Source organism: Caballeronia sp. AZ1_KS37, assembly GCF_023631165.1.
GTDB classification, from domain to species: domain Bacteria; phylum Pseudomonadota; class Gammaproteobacteria; order Burkholderiales; family Burkholderiaceae; genus Caballeronia; species Caballeronia zhejiangensis.
The window spans coordinates 76,628-89,196 of sequence record NZ_JALQDP010000011.1 but is presented as its reverse complement, the minus strand read 5'-3'; the positions used below and the strand labels follow the sequence as shown (position 1 = coordinate 89,196).

Annotated in this window: 11 protein-coding genes; 5 read left to right on the top strand and 6 right to left on the bottom strand. The window is 62.9% G+C overall.

Going from position 1 to position 12,569, the window contains the following annotated elements:
* Positions 1-59: 59 nt before the first annotated feature.
* Positions 60-749 (top strand): ribose-5-phosphate isomerase RpiA, encoded by a 690-nt coding sequence (rpiA, locus tag NCS00_RS08330; RefSeq protein WP_250439846.1) that lies wholly within the window; start codon positions 60-62, stop codon positions 747-749.
* 69 nt (positions 750-818) lie between these two features.
* Here the strand turns inward: rpiA and NCS00_RS08325 are convergent, their stop codons facing one another.
* The 3 genes from NCS00_RS08325 to NCS00_RS08315 all read right to left on the bottom strand — a co-directional run bounded on the left by NCS00_RS08325 (position 819) and on the right by NCS00_RS08315 (position 5,066).
* Positions 819-2,240, bottom strand: a complete 1,422-nt coding sequence (locus NCS00_RS08325; protein ID WP_250439919.1) for an undecaprenyl-phosphate glucose phosphotransferase — start codon at positions 2,238-2,240, stop codon at positions 819-821.
* A 33-nt stretch (positions 2,241-2,273) separates the two neighbouring features.
* Entirely contained in the window at positions 2,274-3,020 is a 747-nt protein-coding gene (locus NCS00_RS08320; RefSeq protein ID WP_008349275.1) for a Crp/Fnr family transcriptional regulator, read from the bottom strand.
* 1,017 nt (positions 3,021-4,037) lie between these two features.
* Positions 4,038-5,066, bottom strand: coding sequence for a DUF1839 family protein (locus NCS00_RS08315; RefSeq protein WP_051079023.1), 1,029 nt, complete (start codon positions 5,064-5,066; stop codon positions 4,038-4,040).
* A gap of 378 nt (positions 5,067-5,444) precedes the next feature.
* Here NCS00_RS08315 and NCS00_RS08310 point away from each other — a divergent pair, with 378 nt between their 5' ends.
* The 4 genes from NCS00_RS08310 to NCS00_RS08295 all read left to right on the top strand — a co-directional run bounded on the left by NCS00_RS08310 (position 5,445) and on the right by NCS00_RS08295 (position 9,737).
* The gene (locus NCS00_RS08310; protein ID WP_008349278.1) at positions 5,445-5,978 is read left to right on the top strand and encodes a GNAT family N-acetyltransferase; all 534 of its coding nucleotides are present in this window, start codon (positions 5,445-5,447) and stop codon (positions 5,976-5,978) included.
* A 232-nt stretch (positions 5,979-6,210) separates the two neighbouring features.
* Positions 6,211-7,362: a glycosyltransferase family 4 protein gene (locus NCS00_RS08305; protein ID WP_008349279.1), complete on the top strand. Its 1,152-nt coding sequence runs from the start codon at positions 6,211-6,213 to the stop codon at positions 7,360-7,362.
* A gap of 483 nt (positions 7,363-7,845) precedes the next feature.
* Positions 7,846-8,598, top strand: a complete 753-nt coding sequence (locus NCS00_RS08300; RefSeq protein WP_008349281.1) for a FadR/GntR family transcriptional regulator — start codon at positions 7,846-7,848, stop codon at positions 8,596-8,598.
* Positions 8,599-8,744: 146 nt separating this feature from the next.
* Complete coding sequence (locus NCS00_RS08295) at positions 8,745-9,737, top strand: Gfo/Idh/MocA family protein (protein WP_250439845.1); 993 nt, start codon at positions 8,745-8,747, stop codon at positions 9,735-9,737.
* Positions 9,738-9,772: 35 nt separating this feature from the next.
* Here NCS00_RS08295 and NCS00_RS08290 read toward each other — a convergent pair whose 3' ends face one another.
* From NCS00_RS08290 to NCS00_RS08280, 3 genes are all read right to left on the bottom strand, one after another.
* The gene (locus NCS00_RS08290) at positions 9,773-10,432 is read right to left on the bottom strand and encodes an amino acid ABC transporter permease (RefSeq protein ID WP_034473185.1); all 660 of its coding nucleotides are present in this window, start codon (positions 10,430-10,432) and stop codon (positions 9,773-9,775) included.
* Positions 10,433-10,557: 125 nt separating this feature from the next.
* Positions 10,558-11,358 (bottom strand): cystine ABC transporter substrate-binding protein, encoded by an 801-nt coding sequence (locus NCS00_RS08285; RefSeq protein ID WP_008349288.1) that lies wholly within the window; start codon positions 11,356-11,358, stop codon positions 10,558-10,560.
* 114 nt (positions 11,359-11,472) lie between these two features.
* On the bottom strand, positions 11,473-12,495 hold the full coding sequence (locus tag NCS00_RS08280; protein ID WP_008349289.1) for a quinone-dependent dihydroorotate dehydrogenase: 1,023 nt from the start codon (positions 12,493-12,495) through the stop codon (positions 11,473-11,475).
* Between the last annotated feature and the right edge of the window lie 74 nt (positions 12,496-12,569).

Below are 12,569 nucleotides of genomic sequence, written 5' to 3'. Positions count from 1 at the left end.
GGCCGTCGCCCGCGCTCCGATAAAATCTCAGTTTTCACCGATACAGCAGCACCGCTCCCATGACTCAAGACGAACTCAAGCAACTGGTCGGTCAGGCCGCCGCCGACTACGTGAACGCGAACGTGCCGGAAGGCGCGATCATCGGCGTCGGCACCGGATCGACGGCGAACTGCTTCATCGACGCCATCGCGAAGTCCAAGGCGCGTTATCGCGGCGCGGTGTCGAGTTCGCTCGCGACCACGGCGCGGCTCGAATCGTACGGTTTCAAGGTGTTCGATCTGAACGACATCGAGACGCTCTCCATTTACGTCGACGGCGCCGATGAAATCGACGCGAGCGGCGCGATGATCAAGGGCGGCGGCGGCGCGCTCACGCGCGAGAAAATCGTCGCGTCGGTGGCGGACGTGTTCGTGTGCATCGCCGACGCGAGCAAGCGCGTCCCGGTGATGGGCACGTTCCCGCTGCCCGTCGAAGTCGTGCCGATGGCGCGCACGGCGATCGGCCGCAAGCTCGCGGCGCTCGGCGGCGTGCCGATCGTGCGCGTGACGAAGGACGGCTCGCCGTTCATCACGGACAACGGCAACGAAATCCTCGACGTGAAGGGTCTGTCGATCACCGATCCGCGTGCGCTCGAAGCGCAGATCAACGCCTGGCCGGGCGTCGTGACGGTCGGTCTGTTCGCGGCGCGCGGCGCGAATATCTGTCTGCTCGGCACGGAGAACGGCGTCGAGCGCATCGACTACAAGTAAGTCACGCGCGCACCAAGCGAAAGGCCCGGCGATCCGAAAATCGCCGGGCCTTTCGCGTTTTTACGGCGATCAATACGCGTTGCGTCCGATGAATCCCTTGAACATCGTCATCGCGACGATCTTGATGTCGAACCAGAACGACCAGTTGTGAATGTAGAAGAGGTCGAACTTCACGCGGCTTTGCATCTTCTCGACCTTTTCCGTCGCGCCGCGATAGCCGTTCACCTGCGCCCAGCCGGTAATGCCGGGCTTGATGCGGTAGCGGAACATGTAGCCGTAGACGAGATCCTTGTACAGATCGTCGTGCTCGATCGCGTGCGGGCGCGGACCGACCACCGACATATGCCCGAACAGCACGTTCAGGAACTGCGGCAGCTCGTCGAGGCTCGTGCGCCGCAGGAACGCGCCGACCTTCGTCACGCGCGGATCGTTGCGCGTCGCCTGCGTCACTTGACCGTGCTCGCGATGCACGCCCATCGAACGGAACTTGTAGATGCGAAACGGCCGTCCGTCCGCGCCCTTGCGATGCTGCGTGAAGAACACCGGACCCTTCGAGGTCGTCTTCACGGCGATCGCGATCGCGATCATCAGCGGCGAAAGCGCGAGCAGCGCGGCCGCCGCGAACAGTCGGTCGAAGAGCATCTTCGGCCACATCTGCAGCGTGCTGATCGGAGACGTCGTCAGGTTGATGGTCGCGAGCCCGGCGACATCCGTCATCGAATGATTGAAGAGCGAAATGCTGCGCGTGTCCGGAATCAGCCGCAGATTCACGAAATCGTGCCGCAGCGCATGCACGAAGCGGTAGATCGTGTGCTCCTGCGACAGCGGCAGCGCGAGCCACACTTCGTTGATTTCCTCGGCGCGCACCTTCTCGACGAGTTCGTCGAAATCGTTCAGCACCGGCAAACGATTGCCGCCCATGCCGATCGCGGTCGTCGGCGTGGGCATGCCGCTGATGCCGCTCGCGTGCAGTTCCTCGTCGCCGGTCGTATCGAGAATGCACACCGGAGTAAAGCCCTGTTCGGGCGTGCTGCACAGGTGCGCGAGCAAGGTCCGCGAGAAACCCTGCGCGCCGACGATCGCCACGGTGCGCTGATTCAGGCCGCGGCCGCGCATCAGGCGCAAGGCCGAGTACACGACCAGCTTCGAAGCGATGATGAGCGCGCCGGAAATGAGCGTCGAATACGCGAACCAGAGTCGCGACACCGTATCCATGCGATGTAGCGTGAAGGCGAGCAGCAGGGCGCCCGCGACGACCGCCATCCACGCCAAAGTGACGCGCGCCAGCATCATGGCGAACGGCTTGCCGCGCCAGGTTTCATACACGCCGAAAGCAGGGAAGAGCAGGAGGGCGAGTGCGGAGTTGAACGCGATCAGAAGCCTTTCGATATCGCTGACGAAATCCAGCGACGAAAAGCGTACGTCATGCGCGATCAATCCGCCCGCGATGATGAGACAGACATCCAGAACACGCGCCAGCCATGAGAACAGATCGAGGTTTTTTTCTTGCATTAATCCTAGCCGTTAGACACTTGAGGCCGATATCGCCTCGGTTGCACGAAGACGCGGAAGTAGTCGGTCGAACTCCCGCTTGACGAGCCCGTAGCACTCGCATGCGCGTGCTTCCAGACCCTCGCGATCCACGACCTTGATGCAGCCGCGGCTGTGATGAATGAGACCCGCGTCGTGAAGCTTGCCCGCCGCTTCGGTCACGCCTTCGCGGCGCACGCCCAGCATGTCCGCGATCAGTTGCTGCGTGACCTGCAATTCGTTCGACGCCGTGCGATCGATTTCGATCAGCAGCCAGCGGCAAAGTTGCTTGTTCAGCGAGTGATGCCGGTTGCATGCCGCCGTCTGCGCGACCTGCGTGAGCAGCGCCTGCATATAGAGCAGCATCAGGCGGCGCAGGAAGTCCGAGCGGCCGAACTGCTCGCGCAACGCTTGCGCGCTCATGCGATACGCGAAGCCCGGGCATTGCACCTGCACGCGCGTCGGCATCGTTTCGCCGCCGGTCAGAACCGGCACGCCAGTCATGCCTTCGCGTCCCACCGCGGCAATCTCGACCGAACCGCCGTCTTCCATCGTATGCAGCAGCGAGATGATCGCCGTCGTCGGGAAGTAGACGTGGTGAATCCGTTGGCCGGAGTCGCACAGCAGTTGCTCGGTGCGCAATTGCACGAGTTCGAGATGCGGCGTGAGCGCCTGCCATTCGTGCGCAGGAAGCGCGCCAAGCAGATGATTGCCGTGCAGGTCGGACTGGAGGGTCAGCATGATTGTTCTCTCTCGTAACTTTCGCGCGTTGCGCTTCAATTTTTATTTACTGATGTGACCGTTTTCGAAGATTGCCGCTTGCGCCGGTTCCTCGAGGAAGGATGACATCAGCCCCGTAGCCGCCCGTTTCGTACTTGAATTGCTTTTGGTTGATCGCACTGGTCTGGGTTGCGTGCTTCTATTAGCGAGGACTGTGCCAATGCGGGCAATCGCAATGCTGGCGGGGCCTCATAACTCGTGCACTTTTTGTGATGCAGCGCAGCGCTGCGTTTTTGTTTCAGTCTTGAACATCGGTGGTCTTAGGAATACGTGCGTGCCCCGATGAGTTTCATCAGCGCATACCCCTCGAATGGCGGTTGAGGATTTTTTGACCACGGTGCGACAGGCCTCACGGGTCGACATCCCTTCGACATACCACCTTCTTTCGTAGGGACAATCGAAAATGATTCATCCGTGTTCCATCGGCTCCGTGGGCTGGCGAACGCGTGTTTATCCGAGTGCTGCTTGATTCCCCACGAAGCCTTGCCGGATAAGGCTTTGCCGGCATCGGGAAAAGTCTTCCGCGCGGCGTTGCGTGAAGCGGAAACGTTGCGCCCGTTGCACGAAGTGAAATCTGCGTGTGCGATTCCTCGCGCATAGGCGCCTCTGTAGCGCGGCTTTCGGCGAGGAGTAGCCCACATAGGCCTTGTAGCGGCCCTCTCGCGAGTTCGGCACGCGACTAGCCGCCGTGAAACGTTTGCGCGTCATTCATCGGATTCATGGTCGGGCGCAGCGCATTTCAGTCGTGCACGCGATGCCCTGAAATGTTTCATCGAGGACAATCTCATGCGGAACTCATTAACGCGGAGAAACCGGCGCGCAGAAATTCTCGCGGCGACATCACGAGGTCATAAAAACCCGTATAAGACGCGAACGTAAGCGAGTGAAAAAACCCTTGAAACAAGGGTTGAAATGTGTCTTTTTAAACAGTCGCTGCCGAGATGAAAGCGCGTGCGAATCGCGGTTTGACATCAACGTTCAGCACACGATGTCCGCAAGCGGAGGAATCACGCGTTCGTACGCATCCTCGATCACGTCGAACGATGTCTCGCACAGCTCTCGTCGTCCGCGCGAAAGGGCGCGCGCGAGGCGGCACTGCATCACCATGGTTTCGCTCGCGATCTTGCGCGCGCCCGCATACGTCTGCACGGGAATGTCGAAGCCTTGTTCGCGCATCCACTGCAGATAATGCGCGAGCAATTCGAAGTTCGCGCCGAGTTGCCTCATCACGTTGAAGGCGTAATGACGCGCATACGATTCGCCGCGCGCAATCATCGTATCGAGATGCTCGGGAAACGCCGCGCGCCAACGCGTGATCGGATTGTGCATCGGACGCCGCAACAGATGCGCGCACAGCAGATCCGCCGATACTTCCGCGAGCGGCGTGCCCGACAGCGGCTCGCGCACGCGCTTGACAAACTCGACGTGCGGAAAAAGCGCCGGCTCGGGCGTCGCATTCGAGCGCAGCACGCCGTCGTAGTCTTCGCCGTCGAGAAGGTGATAACCGGTGTGATGAAAGTAGCCGAGACGCCGCGCATCGCGATCGATCACATCGATGCCGATGGTCGTCTTCGCATGCTCGCGGCGATACGAAGCCGTGCGCGTGTCCGGCAGATAGAAGGCATCGACTTCGACGAGCACGATATTCGCGCGGCGCGTCTGCACGAGCGCGCGCTCTTCGAGCGAATCGAACACGGAAAGCTCCTGCACTTGCAGGCCGTAGAGTTTTTCGATGTCTTCGAACGGCAGCTTGCCGAGCGTGAACTGATCGGCTTCGAAGTCCTGAGCGACGGCGAACGCGAGCGCAGCGCGCGGTTCGAGCCCGTTGCCGTGCAGAATTTCGATCCACAGATCGACGGGCGCGACCGCTTCACGCCAGATGCGCTCGCCGCGATGCAGCGCGTGCGCGTGATGCCGCCGCGCACGCATGCGCAAGGGATCGAGTGACACGACGCGGGAACGACTTGCTCCTGAATCCGTCACACCGCTCGTATGGAACGCGCTCATGCCGTGACCTCGGGCCGGAAAGGCCGGCGTTCGATACCGCGTGCGCAATGGAGCGAATGTGCTTTTAATCGTGCGTCTCTATCGCGTTCGATGGCGGTATGCATTGTGATTTTCCCATGAAGGTGCCGTATTACGCGAGTGCTATCGACGCCATGCGACGCGCGCGCGGCAGCCCGCAACCCGGGCTGTAGCGCGGTCGCATTGATCGTCGGAAAGGCGTCTTTTTTCCCCGGGACGCCTTTGTGCGTGTGGTCGAGCTTATTTGAAAGGCGCGCGCGTCATGGGTCGGTGCGATGGCGCACTGAATTCAGGCGGGTCGGCACGTAACGTTCAATCGTCGCAACGCCGGTAATTGCCGGTAAAGCATGGAGATAATCGATGAACTGGAAAACGCTGGATTTCGAACAACTCACTGCGCGGGAGCTTTATCTGATTTTGCGCGCGCGCAGTGCGGTGTTCGTCGTCGAACAGTCGCATGTCCATCTCGACCCGGATGGTCGCGATGAAACCGGCACGCACGTATTCGCCGCCGAGGACATGAGCCGTTCGATGCCCGTGCTCGCCTATGCACGCATCAACGAGGGCGACGCGGATGATCCGGAAGTCGTGGTGGACAAGATCTTGACGAGCCCGCTGCGTCGCGGCGACGGCACCGCGCACGCCCTGATCGAACGCGTGCTCGCGGTGACCGCCGAGCGTTGGCCCGGCCGCCGCGTGCGGCTGACCGCGCCGGTGAGCCTGCGCGGTTTCTACGAGGCGTTCGGCTTTCGCAAGACCGAAGGGCCGTTTCTCGAGCACGGCATGCCGTACATCGGTCTGACGAGAAAGGGCCGGCAATCGCGCGAAGCATCGGGCGCGAGCAAGGCTCCGTTCGCCGCGAGCGACAACGCCACGACGTACGAGTTGCTGTAAGCGCCACCAGAGACGCGCAGCGTGCGCCGCAACCGCGCGCGCGGCGAAAGAACCAACGCGGCAGTCAGCAGCATCGAAGGCGTGGACCGTCCGGGCATCGAGGCAATAACAAAGCGATAACAACGCGATAACAACGCGATCGGCGCGGCGCAGGCCGCTTCGAGACGCGTCCTCGAAACAATAAGATCGACGCCGCCGGCATGGGCCGGCGAGCGCACAAACAGCCTATCTCATGCGAATAGTCCATCTCGCCAATCACGCGCAGACGATCGGCAACGGCACCGTCAACATGATGGTCGATCTCGCCTGCATGCAGGCGCGCATGGGGCAGGACGTCGTGGTCGCATCGTCGGGCGGCGGCTTCGAGCCGCTTTTGCGTCGCCACGGCATCACGCATGTTTCGCTGCAGCAGTCGCGGCAACCGTGGCGCGTGCCGTCGATGATCGCGGGATTCAATCGCCTCATCGATCGTTTCGATCCCGACATCGTGCACGCGCACATGATGACCGGCGCGCTCATTTCGCGTTTCGGCAGCATGCGGCGGCGCTTCGCGCTCGTCACCACGGTGCATCACGAACTGCAGAAAAGCGCGGCGCTGGTGCGCGCGGGCGATCGCATGGTGGCCGTGAGCCGCGCGCTGGCGCTCGATCTGGAGGCGCGCGGCATCGGGCCGGCGCGGTTGTCGACCGTGCTCAACGGCGCCGTCGGCGCGCCGCGGCTCATCACGCGGCCGCCCGCGAAGCCGGTGCGGCTCAAGCATCCGAATATCGTCTGCGTGGCGGGGATGTATCGCAGGAAAGGGATTGCGGATCTTCTGCAGGCGTTCGCGCAGGTGCGCGAGCAGTCCGCGAGCGAGCGCGAATTCATGGCGGAGCCGCATCTGTATCTCGTCGGCGAAGGCCCCGATCGCGGATCGATGGAAGCGCTGGCAGCCGAGCTCGGCATCGCGGAGAACGCGCACTTCACGGGTTTCGTCGCCGATACGCGGCCGTATTTCGCGAGCGCCGATGTATTCGCGCTGCTCTCGCGCCAGGACCCGAGTCCGCTCGTGATCGCGGAGGCGCGCGAGGCCGGCTGCGCGATCGTCGCGACGCGCGTGGGCGGTATCCCCGAAATGCTCGACGACGGCGCTGCGGGTCTGCTCGTGCCCGCCGGCGACATCGGGCAGGCAGCGGCAAAACTGCGCTGGCTTCTGCTCGACCGGCAGGCGCGTGGGCAACTGGCGGCGCGCGCGCGTCACGGCCTGCACCAGCTTTCCGTCGAAAGAGTCTGCGACGAGTACCTCGCGGTGTATCAGCAAGCGCTTACGGAGCGCGAAGCACTGAAGCGCCGGCAGATCGATCTCGACGCGCGCACACCCCGAACGACAGATGGCGCGATTTAAGCATAGGGCTGACAAATCGCCCCGCTTGCACCGCGCCACGGTACTTTCGTCCAAACCATCCGATCATACAAAAGGCAAAAGCGAGCCGGCTTCCGTTCGCGTTCGCACAGAAAGCCTACGAGATGCTTGCTCAAATGGGTGCATGATCGGTCCGATGGCAACAGCGGGCCGCGAAAGAACGCACACGCCGCGACGCGACGCAGCCATTCTTCAGTTTCCCTGATGAATGCCTGCGCGCGCGCGGCGCGAGCGCAAGAGATGCACGTGAAGCGGTAAGAAGTAAAAAACGAAACAGTGACGTCGAAGCCAGAGGGATTACCCTGTCAGGAAATTCCCAACTGGCATTCGAAGCAACGAAGACGCAACGTATCAAGCACGACGAATGGACCTGTCGGGAACCCGTCGTGCCTTTCGCAGCCCGGGAAGCGAAAGCGATGCGCTCATACACACGGCTACGGAACAGGCGAGAAGGGGAGAAGCGAGATGGATGACAACAAAGAGCGATCGCTGGTGGCGAAGGTCATGGACGGACTCGTCTCAGGGATCGTCGAGCAAAAATATGGCGCGATACTGCCACCGCAGGACATCCTCTCGAAGGAGTTCGACGTGAGCCGCACCGTCATGCGCGAGGCGCTCTCGATGCTGCTCGCGCGGCACATGCTGGATGTGCGGCCGAAAACCGGCACGCGCATTCGTCCGATGAGCGACTGGCGTCTCATCGACGAGGACGTGGTGAGCTGGCGTTTTCGCGCCAAGCCGGATCAGACGTTTTTACGCGATGTAATCGAATTCCGCATGCTGATCGAGCCGCGCGCCGCAGCGCTCGCCGCCGCGCGCGCGACGCCCGACGAAATCGCCGGGATTCGCGATGCATTCGACACGCTGTCGCGTCTGCAGGTCGGCGAGCCGGAATATCAGGCGGCTGACGAAGTGCTGCATACGCGCATCGTCGCGGCGAGCGGCAACCAGTTCTTTCGTCAGATGACGGCGATCGTGCGCGGCGCGCTGGTGACGGTCAATCCGATCGTCGACGGCATCGAGTCCGTGCGCGAAGCGACGCTCGCGGCGCAGAAGAGCGTCGTCGAGGCGATCGAGGCGAAAGATCCCGCCGCCGCCGAAGCCGCGACGCGCGCGCTCGTCGACCTGGCCGCGGAAGAAGTCGGGCGCGCGTTCTCGCTGGAGCGCGTGAACAGTCAGCCTGCGTCGCCGAACGTGAACGCGTCCGCGGGTGCGTAGCGCGTCCTCGAACGCATCGGACGATCGAATGTATCGAGCCGGGACATGTCCCGGCTTTTTGCCGTCTGAGCCCGCCGCGCGCAGTCGTCATGCGACGCAATCAGGCACAATGCGTCGCACGACGAATCTGGCGCACGGAGGCAGGCTTGAGCAATACGAATATCGATGAAAAGACGATCCGCTGGGGCATCGTCGGCGCGGGACGCATCGCGCGGCGCTTCGCCGACAGTCTCACGCACGTCGAAGGCGCGCGGCTCTCGGGCGTGTGGTCGCGCCGCGAAGAACCGGCGCGCGCATTGGCCGATGCATTCGATGCCCGCGCATTCACCGATTTCGACGCGCTGCTCGCCAACATCGACGCGCTCTACATCGCGACCTTGCAGGACAGCCATCCGGGGTACGCGTTGCGCGCGTTCGCGGCGGGCAAGCCCGTGCTGTGCGAAAAGCCCGCGGCCGTGAATGCGCGCGAGCTGCAACGCATGATCGACGCGGCGCGCGCGGCGAACGTGTTGTTCATGGAAGCGATGAAGCCGCCGTTCTATCCGCTGTATCGCCGCTTGCGCGAGCATTTGCAGAGCGATCCGATCGGTGAAATCGGTCTCGTTCGGGCCGGCTGCTCGATGGCGAACGTGCCGCTCGATCATCCGTCGTTCTCGCTGGACGCGGGCGGCGGCGCGCTGCTCGATATCGGCATTTACGAGGCGTTTCTCGCGGTCGACTGGCTCGGCGAGGCGCTCGACGTGCAGACCATCGGACGGCTCGGCGCGACCGGCGTCGACGTCTTCGCGAGCCTGAACGTGCGCCACGAACGCGGCATCGCGCAACTGTTCTGCGGACTCGATCTGCAAGGCCGCGGCGATGCGCTCATCGGCGGCACGCTCGGCACGGTGACGATCCACGAGAACTGGTGGAATCCATCGCGCGCGACGATCGCTTATACGGACGGAAGAAAGGCCGAACTCGACGAGCCGTTCTCGGGCGGCGGCCTCAACTACGAAACCGCGCATTTCTGCGAGCTGCTGCGCGCCGGCGAAACCGAGAGCCCGGTCATGCCGCACGCAACGTCGATGCGGATGATCGCGATCATCGACGCCGCGCGGCGCGATTTGAATCTCAGGTTTCCGTTCGAAACCGACTAATGCGAAAAAGCCGCTTTTCAGCGGCCTGTTTGCGATCAGTGCCGCCCCGGCAGCGCGAGACGCCGCTCGAAAATCCGCTGCACGAATTCGAGCACGCTGCAAAGAATCCAGTAGACGAACGCCGCCGCGAGATAAAGCGGCAACGGCTGATAGGTCGCCGCGATCACTTCCTGCGCGCTGCGCAACAGTTCGGTCACGGTGATGACCGACACGAGCGATGTGTCCTTGATCAGACTGATGAGACTGTTCGACAGGCTCGGCACCGCGATGCGCAGTGCCTGCGGCCCGATCACGTAACGCAGCGTCTGCGCGCGCGACAGTCCGAGGCTATAGGACGCGAGCCACTGCCCGGCGTGGATGCCGAGAATCGCGCCGCGCATGCTTTCCGACAGATACGCGGCCACGTTCGCCGACAGCGCGATCACGCCCGCGGGCGTCGGTTCGAGGGAGATGCCGAGGCTCGGCAGGCCGTAGTAGATGACGAAGATCTGCACGAGCAGCGGCGTGCCGCGCATCACGCTGACATAGCAGCGTCCGATCGCGACGAGCGCGCGGTTCTGGCTGATGCCCATCAACGCCAGTACGACGGCCGCGATGAGGCCGAAGAACATCGAGTAGAGCGCGAACTTGATCGTCAGCAGCGCGCCTTGCGCCAGCACGGGCGCCGATTGAACGAGCAGGGATGTCGTGGACATTTAAGAGACGCGTTGACTGAAACGGTGCTGAAGTGAAACAAACCGGCACATATTAAACCGAGCCGGCAAAAGAGAAGGGCGGCACCGTTACGATGCCGCCCTCGCGACGCCCGAAACGGCGCGTCTTATTTCGCCGGCTTCGTCACGTCGATGCCGAACCACTTGTCCGAAATCTTCGAGAACGTGCCATCGGCTTCGAGCTGGGTCATGGCGTCGTCGATCGCCTTGGCGAACTTCGGATTGCCCTTCTTGAACGGAATGCCGGACGGATTGCCCGCGCCGACATTCGCGCCGGTGCGCAGCGGCAATTGCGAATTCTTCAGCAAGTACGCGAGCATCAGGCGGTCGTTGAGCGCGGCGTCCAGACGCCCGGCGGCGAGATCACGCAGGTACTCGGGCGCGCCCGGATACGTCTTCACGTCGATGCCCGGCACCGACTTCGCCATGTCCATATAGTTCGTGCCGAGGCCGACGCCGAGCTTCTTGCCCTTCAGTTCTTCGAGCGACTTGAACTCGCGCTTGTCGTCGCTGCGCTGGATCAGTTGCGCGTTCGAGTACGTGTAGGCGGGCGAGAAATCGAGCGTCTGCTTGCGCGCATCGGTGATGCCGACCTGGTTGACGATCACGTCGAACTTGCCCGCCTGCAGGCCCGCGATGATGCCGCTCCATTCGGTCGTGACGAACTCGGGCTTCACGCCGAGCTTGGCCGCGACGGCCTTGGCGATATCGACGTCGAAGCCGACCAGTTCACCGTTCGGCGCTTTCGAGTTGAACGGCGGGAAGGTTCCTTCGAGACCGACGCGCAGCGTGCCGCGCTGCTTGACCTGATCGAGCAGATCTTCGGCGTGGGCGGCGGTCGTGACGGCCGTGAATGCCGCGCCGATCAGGCTGGCGGCGACGAGCTTCTTGAGCGTGGACAGTTTCATCGTGTTGTTTTCCTCTTGATGGGCACAGCGTCTTTTTTTCGATGCGGCGATCATAGTGAAAACGCAATCGCTGCGTAATATCGTTTGCTTATGTCTATATGCCGGATTGGGGCGTCACGCGAGCGCTTCGACGCACTCTTTCACGAGCGCGGGACCGCGATAGATCAGCCCCGTATAAATCTGCACCAGCGACGCGCCCGCCGCGAGCTTCGCGCGCGCGTCGTCGCCCGAGAAAATTCCGCCTACGCCGATGATCGGCACGTCGGTCCCGACCTCCGCGCGCAGCTTGCGGATGACCTCGTTCGACGCGTCGAAGACCGGACGCCCGGACAGGCCGCCCGCTTCGTCGCCGTGCTTCATGCCGGTCACGGCGGTGCGGGAAAGCGTGGTGTTGGTCGCGATCACGCCGTCGATCTTGTGAGCCAGCAACGTGCCCGCGATCGACTTGATCTGCTCGTCGTCGAGATCGGGTGCGATCTTCAGCGCGAGCGGCACGAGCTTGCCATGCAGATCGGACAGCCGCGCCTGCTTTTCCTTGAGCGCGCCGAGCAGCGAATCGAGTTCGCCCGCGCCCTGGAGCTGCCGCAGATTCTTCGTGTTCGGCGACGAAATGTTGATCGTCACATAGCTCGCGAACGGATAGACGCGCTCGAGGCAATACAGATAGTCCTCGGCGGCGCGTTCGATCGGCGTATCGGCGTTCTTGCCGATGTTCAGTCCCAGCACGCCGCGATAATGCGCGGCCTTGACGTTCGCGACGAACTGATCGACGCCGCGATTGTTGAAGCCCATCCGGTTGATGAGCGCGTTCGCCTCGGGCAGCCGGAAGATGCGCGGGCGCGGATTGCCCGGTTGCGCGCGCGGCGTCACGGTGCCCACTTCGATGAAGCCGAAGCCGAGCGCCGCGAGCCCGTCGATGCACGCGCCGTCTTTGTCGAGCCCCGCCGCGAGTCCGACCGGATTGCGGAACGTGATGCCCATGACGGTGCGGGGCGAATCGGGGCCGCGCTTGGCGAGCATGCCGGCGAGCCCGGTGCGGCCAGCCGCGCCGAGCATGCGCAGCGTCAGATGATGAGCGTCTTCCGCGTCCATCTTGAAGAGATGCGAACGCGCGATCGGATAGAGGGAACTGAACACGAAATGAAAGCCGGCGACGGCGAATTTTTTTAAGACCGCTATTTTAGCCGTTTCGGACGGCGTGCCGGTCCGGG